Below are 24,613 nucleotides of genomic sequence, written 5' to 3' on the forward strand. Positions count from 1 at the left end.
TCTCAAAGTGATGGATCGGGATAAACTTATCTCTATAATAAATGAGATCTATCCTTCGACTTATGGTTATTTATGGACAGATCAGGGCGAGAAGTATTTATCCCAAATCTATTCAATGGAAAACCTCACCCTTGAACTTAAAGATTCAGAATCACCATATTACTTCATAACTCATCATTCAGAGATCGTAGGTATTTTGAAATTCAGGAAAGAGCTTCCTAAACAACATATTCGTTTACAACGAATTTATATTCATCCAAAACATCAAGGTAAGAGTATTGGAAAGGCTCTTTTTGGTTGGATAGAAAAAACCTATCAATCCGACTTTCAAACGGTAAGTTTAGAAGTCATGAAATCTGAAAGCAAGGCAATCCGGTTCTACGAAAAAATGGGAATGCAATTAGTTGGAAATTCCTCATTGAATTTCAACCACCTAATACCAGAATTCAAACAAACATTGATTTACCAAAAACAATTGAAATGAGTAATAAATACGATTACAACCAACAAATGAACGTGTTATACAACCATCACGAATTAATCGATGTGCCAAAAATTGTATCAACTTGCAAGGACAAATGGTTTAACCAGACACTAACTAAGGTTAATGACAGTGTGGTAAGAATTGGAATAGTGGAAGGTGAATACCACTGGCATAAACACGACAATGATGATGAATTTTTCTTTGTTCTAAGTGGCCAATTAATCATCGAGTTAGAGGATAAGACTATTGAACTCAATCCGAATGAAGGAACAACCATAAGCAAGGGAGTTATGCATAAACCCATAGCCCCTGAAAAAACAGTTATGCTAATGGTTGAAACCGCAGAAATCGATCCCATCGGAGAAGAGAAGTGATGGCTGTTTGAACATTATCAGCGCACCTACCAAACAAGATCTTATTATCGAAAATCATAGTCTTCAAATTCCACTTTAGTTCCTTTAAGCGACGCTTTTACTTGATATTTTTGAGGTTGAAGGGCCATAAGATTAAGACTTAATAGATATTTGATTCGAAACACAATTCAAACCTCACAATTAATCACTCAATCCCGATGTCTTCATTCAAAACGATTTTCTCAGAAAAGTATTCGCTAAGCCCAGTGGCCTGTGATACCCTCTTTTCCGAAATGAAGGAAGTGGAAAAGAAAAAGGGAGAAATTCTGATCCGGGAAGGCGAGGTACATTCTTCTATCTACTTTATCAAAAAAGGTGCGCTCAGGAGTTTCTACATCAATGATGAAGGTAAGGATGTAACACTCTGGTTCGGATTTGAGGCCGATGTGGCCGCATCGCTCAGCAATGTTATTGAGCTAAAACCATCGGTTGAAAACATTGAATTTCTGGAAGACTCGACCATTCTTAAGATCCAGCGATCGGTGCTGTTTGACTTGTATCACTCCAATTTGGAACTGGCCAATTTTGGTAGACACCTGGCCGAAATTGCCCTGATCGAGATGGAACAACAGATTTTATCCACCCAATTCGTCGATGCCAAAAGCCGGTATAAAGCCCTGATTCAAAAATCCCCTCACGTTCTTCAACGGGTCAAATTGGGGCATATCGCATCCTACCTGGGCATCTCACAAGTAACGCTTAGCAGAATACGAGCGGAGAGCTGACCGTTTTTTAACATAGGTAAAAGGAATAGTCATTTTCCATCCCCTCCTTTGCATGGTCATTAAAAAACATCCATGATGAGTTGGGTTTATTTAGTACTCGCTGGTTTATTTGAGGTAGGATTCACCACCTCTATGAAACTTTCAAACGGCTTTACCAATTGGAAGGGTATTGTTGGATTTTTCCTGTTTGGCGCTTTGAGTTTTGGACTTCTTCTCAAATCCATGCAAAGTATAGAAACCGGAACGGCCTATGCAGTTTGGGCAGGCATCGGAGCCAGTGGAACCATACTAATGGGAGCCCTGCTATTCGATGATTCGCTAAGCGGATTAAAGTTGCTCTTTTTAAGCCTGATCATCATCGGAATTATTGGAATCAAATGGAGTCATTAAATTGTAGAAAATGAAAACACTTACGATTATCGGAGCCACTGGATTACTCGGCTCATCTGTAACCCGGGAATTGATTAAAAAAGGCGTACACATAAAAGCGGTCGTCCGGGATATTGAAAAGGCCGAAGACCTTCTTCCTGAGCAGGTAGAAATCGTGTACGGAGACGTAGCCAACAAGGAGAGCTTGAAGGAAGCCCTACAGGGAGCGGAGACCGTCTATTTAAGCTTGAACACGACGGGCTGGAATGTAGATGCTCCCTTTCATACGGAAAGAGAAGGAATCATGAATGTGATCGACGTGAGTAAGGAGCTTGGGGTCAAGCACATTATGCAAATTGTGGGGATTGATCTTTCCAATCCGGAGTTTGCTGTGAAAGGCTTAACCTACAAAACCAACCTGATCCGAAAGCCGGCTATGGATTACCTAAAAGCCTCAGGAATCAACTACACGTACTTCCATGGATCCTTTTTCCTGGACTCTTTCCCGGTGTTCATTCAGGGCGGCGAATTTGCCATCATTGGTGATCATAAATACCCGATGTTTTATACCAATACCCTGGATTTAGCAGAGAACATCTACCATGCTCTAAATAATGAACTTGCCTACAACCAATCCTTTACCGTTCAGGGATTAGAGGGGCTAAGTTTTCCGGAAGCAGCCAAAAGATTCTTAAGCCTTTATGATCCATCGGTAACCGTGAAAGAATATCCCATGGAAACCATTAAACACTTGGGTTTACCGAGCCGGGAGGAAGAAGCCTTTATGGAACATCTACTCACCTATGTAGAGCAACTAAAGGAAGAACAAGTTTCTGAAAAAACCTGGAAGGTACTCGGCAAACCAAGTCACACCATCGAAGATGTGGCGAGCAAAATGTTAGAGAATGGGCGCTAACTCTGCCTTATAAACTTTGGCCAGAACTTTGCATCCAATCGGAAAAAAGAAGGATGAAACTCTTCCCGGTATTCTTGGCGGCCTTGGTCTTGTCCGGATGCATTGGAGACCAAGTGGTCATGGTCCGCTATGAATTTCAAAACAAATCTTTGGACACCCTCTATGTCCATGGACCGATTTTAAAATCCGAGTCAAGCCATCACGGAGATTCAGCCTATGTGATCCTTCCTAAAACCAGTCAAACGATTCTGACCTCTCGAAAAGTTTGCTGGTTTGGCGATTGCCGGATACATCTAAAAAATGATCCCCTTTTGGAGGCTATGAGCATTCATCAAAATTCCTTGAATGCTCCCCCAATCCCACTTGATAAAAGGGATTGGAAATTGAAGCGGAGGCGAGCCATTCTAAAAATAGCTACCTTTACTAATCACCATTGATTCTCATTTTGAAAGTGATTCTAAAACTTATAGTGGTCTAATAATTAGTCTCCCCTCATCGGGATCAACGACTAATTCTTCTTGGTTCGGATACTCTTCCGTACCTGTTTCATTACATCCATAATATCGTGTGTTGAGGTTTTGATCTTGCCCCATTTGGCCCCTCTATCACACAAATCTTAAATCCATTTAGAATAGAATTATTCATGAAAAATCAAGAAGTAAAAAAGGACCCTGAGTTTTTAAAATACGTTTTGGAGTTAAACGGCGATACACCGCTCGAAGAAGCCCTGCAAATAAGCCTGAATCATATTGATGAACTGGATTTAGTCCAACTTAATCGCATAGGTTTGAAAGTATACGAAGCTGACAAATGGACTATAAACCGCATACTGCAGCACCTCATTGACTGGGAAAGAATCTGGTGCTTTCGAGCCATACTCTTTGCCCGCCGAGAAGGAAGCATACCGGAAGGTCATGATCAGGAAATCATGGGCAATCATTCCAATGCGGATGAACTACCGATAGAACAATTAGTAGAGGAACTTCGAATCGTTCGTCAATCTACCATGGCGATGTTCAGGTCCTTTAATTCGGAAATCCTCGAGACTAACTGCGTATTTTTTGAATATGAAATGCCATTATCTGCCATTGGCTTGACGATAACGGCCCATCAAATTCATCATTTCAAAGTGATTAAGGAACGATATATGCCCTTGATCTCTTGATTTGAAAACCGGAAATCATTCTTTCCAACAAAACGGACAAGTCTTGAACTTGAGAGCAAATACTTTCAATCCGATATAAACTGAATAATTCACAATTTTGTGGAAGCCTATTGCTCTCATGAACTTCGTGTATTTGCATATTAAGAATATGGTGTGTCCCAGATGCATTCAACGCGTCGTTCAAATCATGGAAGAACTGCAGCTGCCCTATGTTTCGGTGGAACTTGGGCAGGTTACGCTGCAAAAAAACTTAAGCCAAGAGGAGAGAGAAGGTTTTCGTGTTGAATTAATGAATTCAGGATTTGAACTGTTGGAAGATCGTAAATCACAACTCATCGATCAGATCAAACGGTTGGTTTTAAGCTATGTTCGTGCCGATAATTCGGAATCTCAAAAACTCTCGGACTACCTAACCGAACATCTCCATATCAACTATACCTCCATCAGTAAATTGTTTTCTTCTGTGGAAGGTAAAACCCTGGAGAGGTACTTGGTTACCCAGCGAATGGAACGCGTAAAAGAGCTTCTTTTCTACGATGAATTCACCCTCAACGAAATTGCTCATCAGCTCAACTTTAGTAGCGTAGCTTATTTATCCGCCCAATTCAAAAAGGAAACCGGAATGACCCCAACGGCGTTTAAAGATCTAAGAACGCCTGGCCATCAATCATTGGACAAGATTTAGTCTGAATCCCACAACATTCCCTCTGAATAGTATAACACCTTCCCGCGGCATAGTGAGGACCTTTGTATCATTATGCAAAAACAGTATACCATATCCGGAATGACCTGTGGAGGCTGCGTTGCCAAGGTTCAAAAATCTCTAGAGCGCATACCCGGAGTTATCTCCGCTCAAGTTCAATTGGATACACCTCAAGGAGTCATTACCACAACGAAAGAAATACCAGTTGAACAACTGCAAAATGAATTGCAAACCGCAGGTAGCTACACCATTCAAGAAATAGCCCCACCTGCCCATAACGAAGTAGAGGTCGATCTACCCGAGAAATCTATCCTCACCTATAAACCGCTTATTCTGATCGTGTCGTTTGTCGCCGGAATCAGCATGGTTGTTCAATATCCCTTTGAAGAATTCTCGGGAATGCTTTGGATGAGGTATTTTATGGCTGGATTTTTTATCGTGTTTTCCTTTTTCAAGCTTTTGAATTTGGAAGGGTTTGCCAATTCTTACCGAATGTATGATCTGGTCGCAGCCAAATGGAATGGCTGGGGGTATATCTATCCTTTTGTCGAGTTGGTGCTCGGCTTATTGTATCTAACGAATATGTTTCCTTTTGAAACCAACCTGGCTACAGCTATCATTCTCGGAATAAGCAGTATTGGGGTAATAAAAAGCAATTTGAACAAGCAAAAAATAAAATGTGCCTGTTTAGGTGATGTATTCAACCTTCCCATGAGTACAGTTACTGTCGTGGAAGATTTAACCATGGTGGGCATGGCAGTCTGGATGCTAATCATCATGTAAACAAAACCTTACGACTTGTAGACTCATTCGGGCTGAGGGAGATAAAATTCAAAATCTCTAATTTTGACAAAATAAGTCCTCTTGAAGAAGAGCTAAAACAAAACAGGCAATACAGCGTTGTCGAAGCAGATGAAAACAATTCTTGCCTTATTTCTATCCGTCATACTTGTGGCTTCTCAAATGGGAATCACCTTTGCCACGCACTATTGCGGCGGAAAGGCGGTTAAAGCCAGCATCTCAATTGGAATGGAAGACTTAAGCTGTGGAATGAACCTACAAAAGTCTTCTTGTGAAAATCATCCGTTTTCATCGACAACCCTATCCAAAAAATGTTGCGAAAATCAATACCTACAGCTTGGAATTGAAGATAGCTATAAGACCTCTTCCCAAGAAGTATTGCCAGAGCAGCTAAAATGGGTTGCTGCCTTTGTCATCAGCTACATCAACCTCTACCTGTATACTAATTCGGCGGAAGTTGCTTATTTAAACTACCTCCCGCCTTTACTGGATTTGGACATCCCCGTTCTGATTCAGTCCTTCCTACTATAGGATACATACCATTTCTCTAATAGTCTGCACCAATCCTGCTGCAGAAACTGGAACCATCGTGTTCCAAAACCCAATTATTATTCATCGTATTGGTATGTCATGTTAAACAAAGTAATCCGTTACTTCCTTGAGAATAAGTTAGTAACACTCATCATCATCCTCTTTTTTGTGGGATGGGGTCTGATCACCGCCCCCTTCGGCTGGAAAATCGGAGCGCTCCCTTCCGATCCAGTAGCCGTGGATGCTATTCCTGATATAGGAGAAAACCAACAGATCGTTTTTACCCCTTGGAGTGGCCGATCTCCTCAGGACATTGAAGATCAAATTAGTTATCCCCTAACCACTTCCCTATTAGGAATTCCCGGAGTCAAATCCATTCGTAGCAGCTCCATCTTCGGATTTAGCAGCATCTATATCATCTTCCAGGAGGACATCGATTTCTACTGGTCGCGTTCGCGAATTCTGGAAAAACTAAACTCGCTGCCGGCCGGCTTACTCCCGGAGGGCGTGCAACCTTCGTTAGGTCCGGACGCAACCGCCTTGGGCCAGGTATACTGGTATACCCTTGAGGGGCGGGATAAAAATGGCAACCCTATCGGAGGATGGGATTTACACGAAACCCGGACCGTACAGGATTTCTATGTCAAATACGCACTCAATGCCGTGGACGGTGTTTCAGAAGTGGCTTCCATAGGCGGCTTTGTTCAGGAATACCAGGTGGACGTTAATCCGGATGCCTTGAAGGTTTATGGGATTCCCTTGCACCAGGTAATGATGGCGGTTAAAAAGTCGAACAAAGATGTGGGAGCCAAAACCATTGAGATCAATCAAGTGGAATACCTGGTTCGAGGCATTGGTTACATTAAGTCTGTCGAAGATTTGGAAAAAGCGGTGGTGGCTGTCCACGAAAATGTTCCCATTCGCATCCAGGATATCGGTAAGGTTACCTTGGGGCCAGCCACACGCAGAGGTTTGTTAGACAAGGATGGTGCAGAAGTAGCTGGCGGTGTAGTCGTTGCGCGATACGGTTCTAACCCTTTAATGGTCATTGAAAATGTAAAAGAAAAGATCCAGGAAATAGCTTCCGGGCTCCCTAAAAAGACCTTGGCTAATGGAGTAGAAAGTCAGTTGACCATTGTTCCCTTCTACGACCGTACTCAGCTCATCCATGAAACCTTGGGCACTCTGGAGGAAGCCTTATCCCTGGAGCTCCTTATTACCATTCTGGTCGTCATCGTTATGGTACTCAACTTACGAGCGTCGATTCTCATTTCCAGCTTATTGCCAATTGCTGTTCTAATGGTCTTCATTGCCATGCGCTACTTTCAGGTGGATGCCAACATCGTGGCCTTATCTGGTATAGCCATTGCCATAGGAACGATGGTTGACTTAGGGATTGTGTTATCCGAAAATGTGATCAAACACCTCAAAGAATCTCCGCCTGGGCAAAAACTAATTGATACCATTTATCAGGCATCTGCCGAAGTAAGTTCGGCCATTTTGACTGCGGTAACCACTACCATCGTAAGTTTTATTCCCGTATTCGCCATGGAGGCTGCAGAGGGCAAGTTATTTCGTCCCTTGGCCTTTACCAAAACGTTTGCTCTGTTAGCCTCGCTTGTGGTAGCCTTGATCATATTACCCACCTTGGCACATTGGATCTTTGGTTTCAAACTTCAAAAAAATGCCAAGGGCAAACTGCTCAATTCACTTTTGCTGGCTGGGGGATTAATTATCGCCATTTGGGTCAGCACCTGGGGTGGTCTATTTCTAATGATGTTCGCTACGGCCTGGTTTATTTCAGAATACAGCCCGAAACAAAACTTTGTTACCCGCAACCTTTACTCCCTGATTACTGTGCTAGCCATCACCTGGATATTGGCCAATTATTGGATGCCTTTGGGAGCTGGTGAATCTCTATTGTGGAACTTCCTTTTTGTTAGTCTGCTCGTTTCCGGAATTTTGGGTGCGTTCTACCTCCTGGAGCACAACTATACCCAAATTCTTAATTGGTGCCTGGCCCACAAAAAGAAGTTTCTACTCCTGCCCACCTTAGTCATTCTATGGGCTTCGGTTATTTGGATGGGTTTTGATGGAGTATTTGGTTTTATCGCCCGTGGATTTGACAAGCTGGATGTGCCAATCCGGTCCACGTCCGTATGGTCAGGTTTGAGTCATTCGTTTCCGGGAATAGGAAAGGAATTTATGCCTTCCCTGGATGAGGGAAGCTATTTGCTTATGCCTACCTCTATGCCCCATGCAGGTGTTGAGCAAAACAAACGGGTGGTTCAGCAACTGGATATGCTGTTGGCCAATATACCGGAAGTGGAGCTGGCCGTGGGAAAAATGGGCCGAGTTGAATCAGCTCTGGACCCTGCTCCTATTTCTATGTATGAAAACATTATCAACTACAAACCCGAATACAAGCTGAACAAAAAAGGCCGTCGAGTTCGATTTAAAGTAAATGATGACAACCTCTTCATTTTGGCTTCGGGAGACACTCTTTCCAATGAAGATGCCCTCAACCAGGGAATAGAAGGAGATGATCTGATCCCCGATGAATCAGGACAATATTTCCGCAATTGGCGATCTCATATTAAAAGCCCCGATGATATCTGGAAGGAAATTGTAAAAGTGACCCAAATTCCCGGCGTTACTTCTGCTCCCAAGCTACAGCCCATCGAAACCCGATTGGTCATGCTTCAAACGGGAATGAGAGCGCCAATGGGTATTAAGGTGTTTGGCCCTGATCTAAAATCTATCGAGGACTTTGGGATGAAGCTTGAACGGCTCCTAAAGGAAGTTCCATCGGTCAAAAAAGAGGCTGTTTTCGCCGATCGAATTGTGGGCAAACCCTACATCCATCTCAATATAGATCGAGAGGCGATCGCAAGGTATGGACTTCACATTGAGGACGTTCAACAAACCATTGAAATTGCTATTGGAGGCTCTAAAATCACTTCTACTGTTGAGGGGCGGGAACGTTTTCCCGTTCGGGTACGCTATCCCAGAGAGCTACGAGACGATCCTGAAAAACTTAAGAAGATATTCCTTCCTACCCCGACCGGGGCCCAAATCCCTTTAACTGAGGTGGTGGATATTGAATACATCCGAGGCCCACAGATGATAAGGAGCGAAAACACCTTTTTGGTCGGCTACGTCTTGTTGGACAAAAAAGAGGGCTATGCGGAGGTAGATGTTGTAGAAGATGCGCAACGCTACATTCAAACCCAAATAGATCAGGGCGAATTGGTGGTCCCTACCGGGGTGAGTTATCGGTTTTCCGGGAGTTATGAAAATCAGATTCGTGCAGAAAAACGACTGTCCATTATAGTACCCGTGGTACTTGCCATCATCTTTTTGATCCTCTACTTTCAGTTTAAATCGGTGAGTACTTCACTTATGATTTTCACGGGTATTGCCATGGCCTTTAGCGGTGCCTTTGTGATGCTCTGGTTATATGGAGAAGGTTGGTTTCTCAATTTCTCGGTATTCGGAACGAATATGAGGGACCTGTTTCAAATCCATCCGATCAACCTGAGCGTGGCGGTTTGGGTCGGTTTCATTGCACTATTCGGAATTGCCACTGATGACGGTGTACTGATGGGTACTTACCTCGACCAGAGCATTGCCCAAAACACCACTACTACAATTCCTGAAATACGCTCCGCTGTGGTTAAAGCTGGTCAGCGACGAATTAAGCCGGCCATTATGACCTCCACAACTACCATCATTGCGCTTCTCCCGGTACTAACCTCCACGGGAAGAGGAGCGGATATCATGATTCCCATGGCGATTCCTGCTTTTGGAGGAATGGTCGTAGCCTGCATTACTTATTTCATCGTTCCGGTACTCTACTGCATGAGAGAAGAACGAAAACTCAATAAAAAAACGCCATGATCACACTCAGCAAATATTTTCTCAGTATCCTGATTGTGTGCCTATCAGGAGTCTTACCTGCGCAAACCCTGGAGGATTATTTAAAATTAGCCGCTGAAAATAATCCTGGGCTCAAGGCCAGGTATGCCGAATTTGAAGCAGCTATGCAACGGGTTGCCCAAGTCAATACCCTGCCTGATCCCCAGTTGTCTTTTGGCTATTTCATCAGTCCGGTTGAAACAAGGGTGGGTCCACAACAAGCCAAAATAGGTTTGTCTCAAATGTTTCCCTGGTTTGGAACCCTTAGGGCCAAAGGAGAAATGGCTACCCTCCTGGCAGAATCAAAGTACCAGGAATTCTTAAATGCCAGAAACGAATTGAACTTTAAGGTAAAGGAAGCCTGGTATCCGCTCTATGAAGTCAATCGAACACTCCGATTGCAAGAGAAAAACAGGGAGATTCTTCACACCTATAAGCAACTGGCCACGGTAGGATTTAAGAATGATAAAGGAAGTATGGTAGACGTCATCCGTGTCGATATACTGATTGAGAATACGGATACGGAAATCAGACTTCTGCAGGCCAAACAAGCCCCTTTACGTTCAAGGTTCAACTCCTTGTTAAACAGAGCAGATACTTTTCCAGTTTTTGTTCCTGATTCAATATCCCTACGTACTGTGGAAATGGCTTATAGAAGGGATAGCCTGCTCACGGCACACCCGCTGTTGGAAGCCTATAACCTGAAGATGCTTTCAGCACAAGCTCAGGAAGATGTTGCTCGAAAAATGGGTTCACCCAATTTCGGTATCGGTTTGGATTATGTAATTGTAGGTAAAGGGCAATCTAACCTTCCCGATAACGGCAAAGATGCGTTGATGCCTATGGTAACCATGAGCCTACCTCTATTCAGGGGTAAGTACAAGGCCGCTATTCAGGAAGCCCAATTTACTCAATTGGCTATAGCCTCTTCCAAAAAGGATTTTGAAAATCAACTCCTCAGTTCCTATGAGCTTTTCTGGTACGAGTTGGACGAGGCATATCAGCTTATAGCGCTCTATCAAAAACAAATCCGTCAAATCAATCAGGCGCAGAGATTATTAGTTACCTCCTACAGCCACACAGGAGAAGATTTTGAAGAAGTCCTCCGGATGCAACAGGAATTACTCGATTATCAAATCGCCGAAGCGTCGGCTTTGAAGAATTACTACACCGCCTTAGCCAAGCTCGATTATTTAACGGCAAAATCTGAATGAGATGAAAAATAAAAACACAATCTATACGGCAATAGGAACCCTCATTCTTGGGATTCTCATAGGCTGGTTGCTCTTTGGCAACACCACCGAACAACCTGTACATGAACACCAGGAATCCTCGGAATCAACCACCTGGACATGCTCCATGCATCCTCAGATAAAGCGACCCGAACCGGGCCAATGCCCCATTTGTGGAATGGATTTAATTCCATTGAATTCAGAATCCTCGGATCAAGATAATCCAATGGATATTAAGATGTCGCCAACGGCGATGCAATTGGCCAACATTCAAACTTCCATTCTAACCAGGCAAAAACCGGTAAAAGAGGTACGAATGAATGGCAAAGTAAAATTGGATGAACGAAAGGTGTACTCTCAATCCACACATATTCCGGGTCGTATTGAAAAACTCATGGTCAGCTTTACAGGAGAATCGGTTTCCAAAGATCAGATTTTAGCCTTTGTCTATTCTCCCGAATTGGTAACGGCCCAGGAAGAACTTTTTGAGGCCTTCAAAATCAAAACAGAACAACCCGAACTGTACCAGGCCGCCAGAGGTAAACTACTCAATTGGAAACTTACAGATCAACAAATTGACGAGATACTAAGGACTGGAAAACCTCAGGAACAATTTCCAATACGAGCGGATGTATCGGGCGTGGTTCTGAGCAAAAAAGTCAACCTCGGCGATTACATCAAGAAAGGCCAGGCTCTCTACGAAGTAGGTGACTTATCCAAAATTTGGGTTCTGTTTGATATATACGAAAGTGATCTACCCTGGATAAAAGAAGGGCACGAAGTACAATTTAGTATCCAATCGCTACCGGGTGAATCTTTTGAAGGTAAAATCACTTTCGTTGATCCAATAATCAATCCTAAAACCCGGGTTGCTACCGCGAGGTTGGAACTAATCAACGTAGGCTTGAAACTCAAACCTGACATGTTTGCTGTGGGTATCGCAAAGAGTCCCATTAAGGAACTGAACGAAGAACTAATCATACCCAAATCCGCCGTGCTATGGACGGGTGAGCGTTCGGTAGCTTATGTAAAACAAAATCAGGCTTCCGGAGTGAGTTTTGCCATGCGGGAAATTACACTTGGTCCCGCTTTAGGAGATGGTTACATCGTTGTGGAGGGACTTGAAGAAGGTGAAGAGATTGCCACAAATGGTACTTTTAGTATCGATGCTGCAGCTCAACTCGCCGGAAAACCAAGTATGATGAACCCGGCAGGTGGTCCAACTTCGCAAGGACACAATCATGGCCAAAAGTCTGATCAAGCCGCCCAGCAACCCGCTCAACATGCCAAGACTGTGGCCATAAACAAAAGAGCCAAACAAACCCTGGGCGCTCTCATCGATGCCTACCTGGATTTAAAAAACGCACTGGTAAATGATGATCTTGAGAAAGCGAAATCCACCTCTGCTAAACTTCAAAACCAAATGAGCAGCGTTAGTATGAATTTGTTCAAAGGTGAATCGCATAACCTCTGGATGGAGCACAATCATCAAGCAGAGAAAGCCCTTAAAACAGTTTCGAGTGCAGAAAACCTGGATCAGACGCGACAAGGGTTCAAGCTCCTTTCCGATCAATATGTAGAGTTGGTTAAGTCTTTCGGTCCGTTTCAGGAGACACTTTACATTCAATACTGTCCCATGGCCAGTAATAACGAAGGTGCTTTTTGGATCAGTAAGGGGGAGGATGTAAAAAATCCCTATTTCGGTCAGGATATGCTTACCTGCGGATCAGTAAAACAGAAGATTTAAGTTTTCAATGGGCACAAAACGGCCTCAGGAAGATTACCCAAAATGGGAGTTAAACGCCAGATATTCGTGCCCTTTGATCTACCAACCCTACAGTTATAAATCTGTTATATTTGAAGTATGCCTCGGGTAAAAGCTTTCGTTTCCTTTGTTCTTACGTTCCTGATATTGATCTCCTCGATCAACTGGAAAATAAGCGCTCACTATTGTGGGGATAAGCTGGTAAGCATTGGAATACAAAAGAGCGCACCCGATTGCGGAATGGAATCCGCAGATGGCTTTTGCCCCTCGTCCAACAAGATAAAAAATCAGTGTTGCCAGCAGATTGATCAGTTGATTGATGCGGAAGAAACGGTTCGAATCCCGCTTCGCTCTCATCCACCAGCTTCCTTCGTTTCGGCCACCTTTCCCCTTCTTGTTTCGAGTCCAGAGTTGTTTAACGTTTATCGAAAGTTAACTTCTCAATTTTGGGGTTCCTCGCCCCCTTACCTGATGCCCAGGGTCTACTCCCTGATTCAGGTCTTTCGTCTATAGCCGCGCCCATTTGATTTTTTGACAACCGATCGTCGGAATTCCTTTCCGGACGGTCATTCATTCATGAATTTCAAATCTTAATTATGATTGTAAAATCACTAATTTATACATGCGGTGTTTTGCTTTGGTCGCTCTATTCATTGGGCCAAACAGAAACGACCTCCTCTTTTACTTTTCCATCTTGCGACATTTTTGATCCCCAAGGAAACCAGGTATCCTCCGATCAAATTACCAATGATCAGCAACCTATTCTGGTCATTATCTGGGCTACCTGGTGTCATCATTCATTGGATGGTATGAACTCCATTATGGAAGATTACTACGACGATTGGCAAGAGCAATATGGATTAAAAATCGTAGCCATTTCTGTTGATGATTCCAGAAATACCCAAAAAGTGGTCCCGCTTTACAATGGAAATGGGTGGGAATATGAGCTTTATCTGGATCCCAATGCTGACCTTAAAAGAAAGCTTGGTGTAACAGCGGCTCCTCACCTATTTGTTTTGAACGGAGACCGTAGGATCATTTGGCAACAGAACTCCATGAATCCCGGAGATGAGGACAAGATTGCAGGAGTATTAGAGGAGCATTTCGCACAAAAATAAAGCTATGTCAAACTACATTCTTAAAACAATGGCGGGGCTCGGTCTTATTACGATGATGTCTTGCACCTTCACCTTCAATTCCAATAATGACTCACATGGTCATGATGCTGTAGCTGGCACCTACCAATGTCCGATGTTTTGTGAGGGTGATAAAACCTACGATTCCTTTACGCAATGTCCTGTTTGCAAAATGGATCTGGAACTAATTAATAACGAAGAAAATGACTCATTATGAATCTAAAAATAACTTGTTGTACACTAGTGCTCTTCGCGTTTGGTTACGCTCAGGGGCAAAATTTTCACATTGATGATTACCTCAATGACCCACAGGGAATAACCTTTACCAAAATCGGCGTTCAGGCGGATGGTTTGGATAGTCCCGTTGATCTGGATTACAACCCAAATCAACCCGATGAGTGGTGGGTGATTAATATGCGTACCGAAAACACCGGAGGGAGTACGGTAACCTATCAAAATGTGGGAGGTTCTAATCAAAAAGCCATTTTTAAGGTGGACGGAAACGCCTGGCATTTTATGTCTCTACCTACAGCTCTGGCTTTTGGCACCAATGGTTCCTGGGGCAGTTCGCCGGGAGTATTTGATGCGAATCACTCTAATGGTGCACGACCACCGTTTACCGGTCCCTCTTTATGGTCGTCTGATTTAACCATTTATGCTGAAGATCCGGGACCTGGAAAAAACGGGAGTCACCTGGATATGCTTCATGGCAGCCCACACTGTATGGGGATTGCCTGGGAAACCGATAACAAATACTGGGTATTTGATGGACAATACCGTCATCCGGTTATGTATGATTTTGCGATTGATCATGGCCCCGGAAACTCCTGGCACGACGATGGCCGGGTAAGACGTTATCAGGAAGTAGTCCTACAACGTTCCGGAATGACACCTTCTCATATGGCTCTGGACAAAGCCAAAAAATGGCTTTATATCAACAACAACGGTACCGGTGAAATTTTGAGAATGGACATTACATCAGGCCAGGTTAAAGGTGCCTCCAGCATCTCGGCACCTGAAAGGTTGGCGGAAAATGTGGATGTAGAAGGGGTGACTTATGAAACCATCTCCAGTGGTGATGCGACCCTACTCTGCGGCCTGGATGTAACCGATGATCGCCTATTGGTTTCGGACCATGGTAAAGGAGAAATTCTGGTTTACGACATCACCAAAAGTGGCTTTCCACTCCTGGGTAAAATAACGGTGCCCAACAAGTATATCATGGGCATTAGAATCGGTCCGGATGGACGCATTTGGTATGTAGATAAGCTTAACAAGGAATTTGTTAGAATGGATCACAACCAATTTGCTTATACCGGAATCCAGGAAAATGCAGAGCAAGTGGAATTCAAAATCTATCCTGCACCTATGCAAGACTTTTTGAATATTGAAGCTGATCAATCCCTGGAGAATCTAACCGTTACGGTGGCTCATATAAATGGGCAAACGGTCCTTGAAAAGAACTTAGAGGTATTAGATTATCGACAAACTCTGGATGTTAGCACCTTAGAGTCTGGCTTATTTGTAATTACCATTAGCCAGGAAAATACCGTTATCTCGAGGAGTAAGATTATCAAGCAGTAGACTTTAACTTTTACTTAAATCCTCCCTGTGAGTATCAAACTAAGTTGATTCCAGCTTAATCCTGACATCCACATGGACAAAGGCCCTGTCAACTTCCGATTGCCGTCGGATAATGACGGGGCTTTTCTTTTGGACCAAAAGAGGTGTAGAATGCTTCTCATTCAGCACTCCATTTTTTCATCTCCTAATCCGTTTTAGGTATTAAAAATCAATCCCGTCCACGCACTGGCAGACGGGATTGACAAGATTTGTTCCTTAAGTTTAATAGTAGGCCTCTTCTTAAACGCTTACCATTCCACCATCAACTACTAAATCGATACCGGTTACGTAGGACGAATCCTCACTGGCCAGGTACAAGGCCGATTTGGCAATTTCTTCCGGCTGACCCAATCGCTGTAGAGGAACCATGGATACAAAACCCGCGACGCTTTCATCTGAAATGTCCGAGTTTTCCATAAATGGCGTTTCAATAGGTCCTGGTGCGATGGAGTTTACGCGAATCCCTTTTTCTGCCAATTCAGCTGCCAGGGTTCGGATAAAACTGCGCACCGCTGCTTTTGTCGCGGAATAAACGGCTGTTGTAGGAAATCCCTTCTGGTCAACTACCGAAGAGGTAACCACTACCGATGCTCCCGGGTTTAAAAGTGGCAAGGCTTCCTGTACGTTAAACAAAAGCCCTTTAACGTTAATGTTGAATTGCTTATCGTAAGCCTCTTCCGTAATGGTTCCGAGGGGTTCAAAAATGCCGATTCCCGCATTGAGGAATAACACGTCAATCTTTTCGTGCTTCCCTTTTACGGTTTCGTACAAGGATTTGATATCTGACAAGCTCGAAGCGTCGGATACAATGCCTTCCGCATTTTCACCTAAACCCGCTACTGCTTGATCCAAAGCTTCTTTACGTCTTCCAGTTATGATGACTTTGGCCCCTTCCTGCGCAAACAACTGAGCAGTTGACAATCCAATTCCACTGTTCCCGCCTGTAATGACTGCGACTTTGTTTTTAAGTTTCATTTTTACTTTAAAATATTGAATTATTATTAGACCGGTCGGTTTAGTTTTAAGTCCAAAAAAAAGATTGACCGACCGCAATCTTTTCTTGTTTTCAATTCTTTTAATACTCTATCATTCCAACAAATCCTTCCCTGCCCTACGTCCAATGGTGATAAGCAAGCTATCTCTAATGATGTCCTTCAGGCAGCTGACTAAGGAACAAGTAGATCGATACTGGCCAAAAAATCATCCAAGGGTTGGCGGCTCTTGGATGCCTTCATACGTAGCAAGGCCCCTTCCCATCCATTTTGAATGACCGCAGCCAACATTCGGGTATCTGCCTGCTCATTCAGCTGACCTAAAGATTTGGCTTCATCCAGGCACAATTCAATGACCATTTGCCATTTCCCCAACTGCTGATCTACAAAGTTCATGGAGTCTTCACTCAATCCTCCCTGGTTGCAACTATCTCCCAACAGGCAGCCTTTGTTGAATTCTTCGGCTTCTATTTCATCCGTTCTTTGGGCGTAAAAATGATAGATTCTTTCTTTAGGAGTCTTGGTCTTGTTTTCCAGCAGTAGAGCCTTAAAATCAGCCAGGCCCGAGCTGGAATACTTGTCCAATACTTCCCGGATAAAATCATCCTTACTTCCAAAATGGTGATAAAATGACCCCTTAGGAATTTCAGCAGTTTTGAGGATTTCCGTCAACCCTACATTACCATATCCCTTTTGGAAGAATAATTTCAATCCCGCTTCTATGGCTTTGTCTTTTGTCATTTCTCCAGATTCACCATCGAAAAATCAATCGATGCTTTTCCATGTAAAATTAACGATGGAACAAATGTAACAAAATATTAGACCAATCAGTCTAATGGTTTTTGAAAGAGCGATAACATCACGCATAAAGTCCTGAAAGAGACAAAACGGACATTTCTATCCCAATCAAAAATTGAAACAGGTATTTCTAACCGTTCCTCAAAACCCATCTATCTGCTCTTATGTAGGGACCCAATCTCCTTCAACTTTGAAAAATCAAGCATTGAATTGGTGGAGCAGAATCCACGCTAAAAAACGACTCATCCGGAAGAATTGAACGGTTAAACAAGAACAGCCGGATCGGTTCCCGGGTCTAATACATCTACTATCATGTCAACTAATGAAACTAAAACAAGCCCTGCTGCCAGTAGCGACACTCAACAGGTATCAAATCCACTAACCTTTGTTTTTGAGCTCAAGTCTCCTGAGTATGCCTTAAAAGCCAAGAATTATCTTGCCAGTGCAGAAGTTCAAGAAAAAGTAAATGACGCATTAATCAAAATTGGGACTGTTCATTTTGCCCGATTTGTTTTCTTAAGTCCCCTCCAACTTTCTGTAATCACCACTTACGATGGAGATTTCGATAAATACATCCAGGCTTTTACGGACGAGCTGGGAGATATCTTTGATACCCTTATCGGTTATTCCTATCATCCAGATGGATTGATTCCCGTTGCACAAAACCTGGCCAATTTTCAAGATTATGTTCGAAAAAATGATCGCTCGTTTGTGGATGGGGTGCTCCAACCCGAATTCTCTGCCTACCCAACACTCACGGTTTACCAAATTCTAAGCCTTCAAAATTCCTTGCCTAATGGATAGATCAGTAGCCTAAAATCAAATCCATGGCAAACCAACCGATTTCCAATTAGCGTCAATAAACCCTGGTGCTGATGCACTTCCATGTATCGGCCTGGGGAATTGACCGTCCCTTTGATCTCCACCTGAACTAAACACGATTCATCATGAAATTCTACTCAATTCATAAATCACGCTTTCAGCCCTATATCCTCTTCCTATTGCTATGTACTCTTTTCATGGCATGTAACGATAAGCCCATGAGCAACAAAGCGACGGCAGCAGGTAATTTGGGTATTCAGGATCTGTCGTTAAACGATATATCCATCCTTTGGCCCGTGCCCCAAAACGCTAAGGACGTGGGCTTGTTGCTTAGCGCAAATACCACCATTGGAAACACAGAGATATGGCCCGAGGATCAATTTAATCAAGTGGTAAGCATGGCCAGGGACAGCCTTCAAATTCCCAATTTCCCGTCTCCTCCGGAATTTAAGCAAATCACCTTTGTCTATGGGAATGACAGTTCCCTTTTGAAAAGGGAAAACTGGAAGGTTGTGGGTTTCCGAGTTGACCCGGCCGCACCAAGCACCAACCAAGCAGTGATCGACGTCGTTGGAACCATACCTCAAATACGGCTCGTAGTGCAGCCAGTTACCCTACAGGGCAATCAAGTTGTTGTTCATGACTTCACGGCTCATCTTCCTTTTAGTTACACCTTGAATGGTCAACAGCCCTTTCAGCCAGACACGGCCGCATTCAAAAGCATTCTTGATGACGTGGTAAAAATCAAGGAATATGTGGAAGGTATGAGAAAACTCAATACCGATACCCTTTTACAGGTCAACCCTGGATTGAAATACAAGGTACCTGGATATGCCGACAAGATTGAGGCTTTTCTCAACAAACATCTGCCCAAAGGTCGATTAGAATTAATTGCTTTTATGGGGCTTGCTCCACGTCCCGAACCCTGGATCTTTTTTGATATGGCCCGTGCTCCGAGTTTTCAAATATTGAATACACAAAACACGCTCAATATGGCTGGCCCACCTATCCAAAGGCCCAATAGAAATTGGATAGATAATCAAGGAGTGAGTACCGCGGTATTGTATCATATGAACCTTCAGCTCGATGCTCCGGCCATATCCGGAGACTCGCTTCCTCTAAACCGGGATATTCCAAACATTATCGCCAATCCGTCTTATTGCAACGTTTTGAATACCGATTGCATTAGCTGCCATAGCGAGTCCACTCGAAGATCCATCTTGAATCTCAAAGGAGATTTAAACTACGCCTTTAGCCGCGAGCCTTTGGTACAAGATGATCTTTTGCCAACGGATATTTACAACGTCCGTAATTTTGGTTGGTTTGGGAATGCTGGTGAAACGGCCAAACCTATTATATCCATGCGAACGGCCAATGAAACCGCAAATGCCTTAGAATACATCAAGAGTCATTACTAAAGGCTCGTAGAAGGTTGTAGAGACTTCAGTTCTTATTATCTTGATCGTTGTTTTGCTTTGCAATCTGAACGAGCAACGAAAAGGATTGAGTCTATGACAAATTATATTGACGGCTTTGTACTTCCGATCCCTAAAGTTCACTTGGATGAATACAGAGGTGTAGCAGAAAAAGTGGCCGAAATCTGGAAGGAGTATGGTGCTCTGGCCTACTTTGAATACCAGGGTGATGACTTGACCTTAACGGGGACAAGGTCCTTCGCTAATTCGGTGGACTTGAAAGAAAATGAAGTCGTCATCTTTGGATGGGTAGTTTTCCCTTCCAAAGAGATTCGGGACCAGGCTAACAAGCAAGTACCCAACGACCAGAGAATGGCTGAATTGGTAGGGCCATTGGTCGATCCCAAAAGATTAATTTTTGATGCGAGTAGAATGATTTATGGTGGGTTTAAACCGCTCGTTCAATTGGACTAAAATTGCAGATAACCCCACCATCATTCCTAAAGATCAAACCTAACCTAATTCATCTGATTCTTGTGACTGTCTTTCAATTGAGCCACACTCCAGCCAGGGCCTTTGCCTCCATGTCTTTGGCAAAGAGTGGCGTTTCCTCATTTATGTGCAATTGGAATGGAGTTTCTGCAGGGTCCAAATCTTTGGTCAACTCGTGCGTAGCCTGAACGAACATTTCATTTTCAGTTTCAGAGGTAACCAGGCAAGTGAGTTTACAGCTATGATCATCCACTTTGGTGAGTTTGAGTTCCCAGGTGATTTGTAGAATGACGTACTTTTCATCATCGAGCCACAGCACAGTATTGGGTGAAACGGTGAGCACACGATCCTTTTCAGAAATGGTTTCGATGTAGTGCTGAACCATGAAATAGCCCGCCACGTGTTCCACGTTCATCGATACTCTTTTCCCGGAAGGGAGCGATCCTTGTGCAGCTCCCTGATGACCCGAGGCACAAGCGGCATAGTCTTCTGAACTCAGGCTAAACAGCCATTCAGAAATGTTGATAGATTCAATACTGGTATTGACAATGGCTTCGGCAGAAGCTTCTCCTAATTTGATCATTTTATACTTGTTTTTAGAGGTAATTACTTTGATTTGAGGGCGAATAAGATTTAGAAAAAGGTGTTTTTGTTTCTAAATTTTCCTCCGATCATCCAAAACAGAAAGCGCATCGATCCATGGATGGGTTGAACAGCATCCCAATGCTCGGTGATCTTTCCGTCTTCCACTTTCCAGATGTCCATGATGTTTAGCCCTTTTTGCGCATTGCCCCGGTGTTTCTTGTTGTTGGTAGCGTGTGAATGAACCGTTACATAAGGACCATCCACATACATGTGGCGCACATCGTAGGTGTAATCCGGATATCTTTTAGCAAAGTCGGATACCACCTTGAGTACACCCTTCAATCCGTCCACCATACTCTGGTTGTGTTGCTTGTAAGGATGTGATCCGTATTTCTTTTTGATGTAATCGAAATTGTGATCATTCATTAGGTTTTGTACAAAGTCTCCAACAATGAGGGCGTTTTGATATTCTTCCTCACTCCATGTGGGCTTTCTGAGCTTGCTTACATCTACTTGATAGGTTTTCATTATTCTAAATTTTAGTACCGTTTCGTTAATTCTATTTAACTTGCATTTTGCAAGTAAACAAATGTAAGTACTTTTACTTGCAAAATGCAAGCATTTATGAAAAAAGAAGAATTAAGGTCAGATTGCCCCATCAATTATGCGCTTGAATACCTGGGAGATAAGTGGACATTGTTGGTCATCCGAGATCTCATTTTTGAGGGGAAAAAATTTTACAAAGAGTTTCTAAACTCCAAGGAAGGCATAGCGACCAACATCCTGTCGGATCGATTAAAAAAGCTGGAAAGCGCCGGTTTGATTACCTCCGAAGTGTATGAAAAACAAAAGACCAAAAAGGTGTATTCACTCACCACTAAGGGAATGGATTTGATTCCGGTATTGGTTGAGCTAATCAAGTGGTCGGCGAAATATGATAGCACCCTAAATGTGAGTCCGGCTTTCATTCAAAAACTGGAAACGGATAGAGATGCAGTGATCGATTCGATCCAAGAACATATCGGAACCGATACCTACAGCGCCAATCGTTCCTAGCTTTTCCACCTGTGCAATTTCATGGAGGATGGGACCAAGTCAGTCAAAGAAGACGCTAAAATTATTAGTATCTTGAGGGAGTTAACCGGAAATCTAATGTGATATGACTGAAAGCATTGTTCTGAAGAAAAGTCCCAAGATTGAATTTCAACTCTTAGACAACGGATTTCACCTACACGACGAACAGACCGAACAGAATTCCGGTTTTTATGCTTACGATGATTTGCAATTCGTTCAATTGGATCATACTTGGTTTCCCGTATTGGCCAAGTGGATGAGAATCGTCACCTGGATTTTGAATGGCGTCCCCATGTTTCCCGACGGAGAATCCTACAAAAAGGCCAAAGTGATTATTCACCTAAGAAGGACCAAGCTCGGTATGTGGCTCACCGACACGCACATGGCCAACAGCGCCAAAGCCCTGAAGAAAATTCTGGATCAAAGAAGAGGCAAATCAAACTAAGGCTGCCTCTATTTCATCTTTCCCCTCTTCTTACCCGCCTGGTTAGAGGCGCCTACATCTATTCTTCCAGTAACTAAAGAATGCCCTCAGTAATTCCTTTGAATGAAGCGGATATGGGTACCCCAATGCATTTCTGAAATTAATTTCAACTTGCTCAGAACCTTGTTTTTCAACTTTGCACCTCACCATATTTTGAAAAATGAGAGCATTAATTTTTTTGCCATTCGTAATAATCAGTATGAGCTTAAGCGGACAATCCAACGATTCACTGGAAAATAGAAAACAAGCGGCCATAGATCTTGCCAGCACCAAGAAAATGCATGACATGACCCAGGTAGATCTGGATTTTTTGGAGAACGCACCGTTTATTTTAAACGGTCACAAAAAGATAAATGCTTCGAAGGAAGAGGTCTTCCAGTATTTAAAGGAGGCCGACAATTGGCCAAAGTGGCACACAGGAATTACAAAAGTGATCTGGACCTCCCCCTACCCTTTGAAGAAGGCACTACCCGAACGGTTGAAATCAACGGTAAATACGTGGCAGAAGAGAAGTTTCTAATCTGGGAAGAAAATAGTCGTTTCAACTTTATATTCTTACGATCAAGCATTCCCATGGCAACAGCACTTATGGAGGACTTTTACCTCACCGACACCGAAGATGGTAACTGCGAATTACATTGGATTGTAGCCGGCGAAACCAAGGGAGTACTAAGGCTTTTCAATGGCCTTATGAAAAGAATTCAGCGCAAGGGTATTGAGGAATCGGCTCAAAATTTGGCTAACGCCTTTGAATAGTGCAGAAATTTGGGTCATCCAAGATTTTCGGAATCACTTTTAACCTCTCCTTCTGCTGGCTTCAAAGTCATGAATAGGTGCTCCAACAGCTGCAGAAACACTTGTTTATGGATCAGTTGATTTAGGCGACTACTCACCAGTACTTCCACCTCCATCAACTCAATCTTCCGAATAGTTTCGTCAAGATTATGCTTCAAATTAGGATTCCCTGTCTGACTTTGGGCATGGAGAATATCATCCTCCCAAAAGGAAAAAGCATTTAACCCACAGCAAGCCGAAAGACAATCTACCTCCAAATTCTCCCACAATTCCAGGGTGGGTTCAAGGATAGGATCCAAATCCATGGGCTTAACCGCTTGTGCATCAAATCCAATCCAATGGATCCATTTTCCTTGGCCGATGCTAATGTCCTCTGCGTGATTCATGATTATTTAGCCGAAGGTAGTCTAAACTATTTCCAAATTTTTTAGTGAGACCAGGATTCAGGGTATATCCATTTTGAATTTGGTCCATCTGCTTTTGAATTCGGTAGCAAAATTTCCATTTGAAAACCAGAGTTTTACGACATAAAAAAATCAAAATGAAAAAATCTCTTTTTATCTTATCGACCATTTGCTTGACTTTTAGCATTATCACGTTCTCCTGTAAAAAGGAAAATCAATTAACTCAAAATCAACATGAACAGGAATCTACTCATGAATCCAATGATCAAGAGAAGTCGCTACGGACCTCGACTATTGGAAACAGCACGCTTGGTGGAGTTCGTTATGGAGATTTCGAGAAAGATACCTGTTGGAAGGAGACTTCAACCACATGTCTTACAATCGTGGGTAATAATCTTCCATTTGACTTTGAACCAGTCGGGTTCGGCTCGCCCATAACTGATCCTAATGGAAAAAGTTACATGAATATTTACTACCAACACATGCCGAACTTAACTCCAACAGGGTTTGTTTATGGCTCAGGAACCTATAATATGCCCCTGGATCCTGGAATTTGCACAGCCTTAGGAGTAACCAGTATTACACTAAAACCTGGTGATTATATTCATCATTCAAGTCCCATAACGGTAGGAGATGGCAATGGTGGAACCAATCATTTTGCTTTTGGCTATGCTCGGTTTGAAGTGAATTTTGTTCCTTAAGTATTAGCCATTCTTACTCCTATTTTTTTGAGCTTGTGGCCTTGAGAGGTTCATGCTTATTAATGGACTCATAGAGCAATCCACCTCCAAATTCTCCTATAATTCCAGTGTAGGTTCAAGGATAGGATCCAAATCCATAGGCTTAATCACTTGTGGACCAAATTCAATCCAATGGATCCATTTTCCCGGGCCGATGCTAATGTCCTCTGCATGATTCATGATTATTTAGCCGAAGGTAGTCTAAACTATTTCCAAATTATTAAGTGCAAC

The 24,613-nt window shown here is 43.1% G+C and carries 27 protein-coding genes; 22 read left to right on the top strand and 5 right to left on the bottom strand.

Annotated elements, in window-relative coordinates:
* The first annotated feature begins 10 nt into the window (after nucleotides 1-10).
* The 15 genes from KFE98_02625 to KFE98_02695 all read left to right on the top strand — a co-directional run bounded on the left by KFE98_02625 (nucleotide 11) and on the right by KFE98_02695 (nucleotide 15,742).
* Nucleotides 11-484, top strand: coding sequence for a GNAT family N-acetyltransferase (locus KFE98_02625; GenBank protein ID UTW63069.1), 474 nt, complete (start codon nucleotides 11-13; stop codon nucleotides 482-484).
* On the top strand, nucleotides 481-858 hold the full coding sequence (locus KFE98_02630; GenBank protein UTW63070.1) for a cupin domain-containing protein: 378 nt from the start codon (nucleotides 481-483) through the stop codon (nucleotides 856-858). Before KFE98_02625 ends, KFE98_02630 begins: the two co-directional genes overlap by 4 nt.
* A 197-nt stretch (nucleotides 859-1,055) precedes the next feature.
* Complete coding sequence (locus tag KFE98_02635; GenBank protein ID UTW63071.1) at nucleotides 1,056-1,622, top strand: Crp/Fnr family transcriptional regulator; 567 nt, start codon at nucleotides 1,056-1,058, stop codon at nucleotides 1,620-1,622.
* Between the two features lie 75 nt (nucleotides 1,623-1,697).
* A complete protein-coding gene (locus KFE98_02640; protein ID UTW64623.1) occupies nucleotides 1,698-2,012 on the top strand; it encodes a multidrug efflux SMR transporter in 315 nt (104 codons plus the stop codon).
* Between the two features lie 10 nt (nucleotides 2,013-2,022).
* Complete coding sequence (locus KFE98_02645) at nucleotides 2,023-2,907, top strand: NAD(P)H-binding protein (protein ID UTW63072.1); 885 nt, start codon at nucleotides 2,023-2,025, stop codon at nucleotides 2,905-2,907.
* Between the two features lie 643 nt (nucleotides 2,908-3,550).
* Complete coding sequence (locus KFE98_02650) at nucleotides 3,551-4,072, top strand: DinB family protein (GenBank protein ID UTW63073.1); 522 nt, start codon at nucleotides 3,551-3,553, stop codon at nucleotides 4,070-4,072.
* 118 nt (nucleotides 4,073-4,190) lie between these two features.
* Nucleotides 4,191-4,757, top strand: coding sequence for a helix-turn-helix transcriptional regulator (locus KFE98_02655; GenBank protein ID UTW64624.1), 567 nt, complete (start codon nucleotides 4,191-4,193; stop codon nucleotides 4,755-4,757).
* Between the two features lie 72 nt (nucleotides 4,758-4,829).
* Nucleotides 4,830-5,558, top strand: a complete 729-nt coding sequence (locus tag KFE98_02660; protein ID UTW63074.1) for a cation transporter — start codon at nucleotides 4,830-4,832, stop codon at nucleotides 5,556-5,558.
* Between the two features lie 129 nt (nucleotides 5,559-5,687).
* The gene (locus tag KFE98_02665; protein ID UTW63075.1) at nucleotides 5,688-6,107 is read left to right on the top strand and encodes a hypothetical protein; all 420 of its coding nucleotides are present in this window, start codon (nucleotides 5,688-5,690) and stop codon (nucleotides 6,105-6,107) included.
* 99 nt (nucleotides 6,108-6,206) lie between these two features.
* Entirely contained in the window at nucleotides 6,207-10,007 is a 3,801-nt protein-coding gene (locus KFE98_02670) for an efflux RND transporter permease subunit (GenBank protein UTW63076.1), read from the top strand.
* Nucleotides 10,004-11,239, top strand: coding sequence for a TolC family protein (locus tag KFE98_02675; GenBank protein ID UTW63077.1), 1,236 nt, complete (start codon nucleotides 10,004-10,006; stop codon nucleotides 11,237-11,239). Before KFE98_02670 ends, KFE98_02675 begins: the two co-directional genes overlap by 4 nt.
* 1 nt (nucleotide 11,240) lies before the next feature.
* Nucleotides 11,241-13,004, top strand: a complete 1,764-nt coding sequence (locus tag KFE98_02680; protein ID UTW63078.1) for an efflux RND transporter periplasmic adaptor subunit — start codon at nucleotides 11,241-11,243, stop codon at nucleotides 13,002-13,004.
* A 117-nt stretch (nucleotides 13,005-13,121) separates the two neighbouring features.
* Nucleotides 13,122-13,535: a hypothetical protein gene (locus tag KFE98_02685; protein UTW63079.1), complete on the top strand. Its 414-nt coding sequence runs from the start codon at nucleotides 13,122-13,124 to the stop codon at nucleotides 13,533-13,535.
* Nucleotides 13,536-13,618: 83 nt separating this feature from the next.
* Nucleotides 13,619-14,140 (top strand): TlpA family protein disulfide reductase, encoded by a 522-nt coding sequence (locus tag KFE98_02690; GenBank protein UTW63080.1) that lies wholly within the window; start codon nucleotides 13,619-13,621, stop codon nucleotides 14,138-14,140.
* A 231-nt stretch (nucleotides 14,141-14,371) separates the two neighbouring features.
* Nucleotides 14,372-15,742 carry a T9SS type A sorting domain-containing protein gene (locus KFE98_02695; protein UTW63081.1) on the top strand — a complete coding sequence of 457 codons (1,371 nt, stop codon included), beginning with the start codon at nucleotides 14,372-14,374 and terminating at the stop codon, nucleotides 15,740-15,742.
* A 279-nt stretch (nucleotides 15,743-16,021) separates the two neighbouring features.
* Here KFE98_02695 and KFE98_02700 read toward each other — a convergent pair whose 3' ends face one another.
* Together KFE98_02700 and KFE98_02705 are read right to left on the bottom strand one after the other, a co-directional pair.
* Nucleotides 16,022-16,756, bottom strand: a complete 735-nt coding sequence (locus tag KFE98_02700) for an SDR family oxidoreductase (GenBank protein UTW63082.1) — start codon at nucleotides 16,754-16,756, stop codon at nucleotides 16,022-16,024.
* A 191-nt stretch (nucleotides 16,757-16,947) separates the two neighbouring features.
* The gene (locus KFE98_02705) at nucleotides 16,948-17,514 is read right to left on the bottom strand and encodes a TetR family transcriptional regulator C-terminal domain-containing protein (GenBank protein UTW63083.1); all 567 of its coding nucleotides are present in this window, start codon (nucleotides 17,512-17,514) and stop codon (nucleotides 16,948-16,950) included.
* Nucleotides 17,515-17,883: 369 nt separating this feature from the next.
* Here KFE98_02705 and KFE98_02710 point away from each other — a divergent pair, with 369 nt between their 5' ends.
* The 3 genes from KFE98_02710 (at nucleotide 17,884) to KFE98_02720 (ending at nucleotide 20,282) form a co-directional block, all read left to right on the top strand.
* Nucleotides 17,884-18,375 (top strand): hypothetical protein, encoded by a 492-nt coding sequence (locus KFE98_02710; protein ID UTW63084.1) that lies wholly within the window; start codon nucleotides 17,884-17,886, stop codon nucleotides 18,373-18,375.
* 143 nt (nucleotides 18,376-18,518) lie between these two features.
* On the top strand, nucleotides 18,519-19,811 hold the full coding sequence (locus tag KFE98_02715) for a hypothetical protein (protein UTW63085.1): 1,293 nt from the start codon (nucleotides 18,519-18,521) through the stop codon (nucleotides 19,809-19,811).
* A 93-nt stretch (nucleotides 19,812-19,904) separates the two neighbouring features.
* Nucleotides 19,905-20,282 (top strand): DUF1428 domain-containing protein, encoded by a 378-nt coding sequence (locus tag KFE98_02720; protein ID UTW63086.1) that lies wholly within the window; start codon nucleotides 19,905-19,907, stop codon nucleotides 20,280-20,282.
* A 73-nt stretch (nucleotides 20,283-20,355) separates the two neighbouring features.
* Here KFE98_02720 and KFE98_02725 read toward each other — a convergent pair whose 3' ends face one another.
* Nucleotides 20,356-20,883: a hypothetical protein gene (locus KFE98_02725; protein ID UTW63087.1), complete on the bottom strand. Its 528-nt coding sequence runs from the start codon at nucleotides 20,881-20,883 to the stop codon at nucleotides 20,356-20,358.
* 50 nt (nucleotides 20,884-20,933) lie between these two features.
* Nucleotides 20,934-21,413 (bottom strand): nuclear transport factor 2 family protein, encoded by a 480-nt coding sequence (locus KFE98_02730; GenBank protein ID UTW63088.1) that lies wholly within the window; start codon nucleotides 21,411-21,413, stop codon nucleotides 20,934-20,936.
* 96 nt (nucleotides 21,414-21,509) lie between these two features.
* Here KFE98_02730 and KFE98_02735 point away from each other — a divergent pair, with 96 nt between their 5' ends.
* From KFE98_02735 to KFE98_02745, 3 genes are all read left to right on the top strand, one after another.
* A complete protein-coding gene (locus tag KFE98_02735; protein ID UTW63089.1) occupies nucleotides 21,510-21,941 on the top strand; it encodes a helix-turn-helix transcriptional regulator in 432 nt (143 codons plus the stop codon).
* 103 nt (nucleotides 21,942-22,044) lie between these two features.
* On the top strand, nucleotides 22,045-22,404 hold the full coding sequence (locus KFE98_02740) for a hypothetical protein (GenBank protein ID UTW63090.1): 360 nt from the start codon (nucleotides 22,045-22,047) through the stop codon (nucleotides 22,402-22,404).
* A gap of 447 nt (nucleotides 22,405-22,851) precedes the next feature.
* A complete protein-coding gene (locus KFE98_02745; GenBank protein ID UTW63091.1) occupies nucleotides 22,852-23,199 on the top strand; it encodes a hypothetical protein in 348 nt (115 codons plus the stop codon).
* 14 nt (nucleotides 23,200-23,213) lie between these two features.
* Here the strand turns inward: KFE98_02745 and KFE98_02750 are convergent, their stop codons facing one another.
* Nucleotides 23,214-23,624, bottom strand: a complete 411-nt coding sequence (locus KFE98_02750; protein UTW63092.1) for a hypothetical protein — start codon at nucleotides 23,622-23,624, stop codon at nucleotides 23,214-23,216.
* Nucleotides 23,625-23,779: 155 nt separating this feature from the next.
* Between KFE98_02750 and KFE98_02755 the strand changes: the two genes are divergently transcribed.
* Nucleotides 23,780-24,343 carry a hypothetical protein gene (locus KFE98_02755; protein ID UTW63093.1) on the top strand — a complete coding sequence of 188 codons (564 nt, stop codon included), beginning with the start codon at nucleotides 23,780-23,782 and terminating at the stop codon, nucleotides 24,341-24,343.
* Nucleotides 24,344-24,613: the final 270 nt, after the last annotated feature.

The organism is bacterium SCSIO 12741 (assembly GCA_024398055.1).
Classification (GTDB): Bacteria; Bacteroidota; Bacteroidia; order Flavobacteriales_G; family Salibacteraceae; genus SCSIO-12741.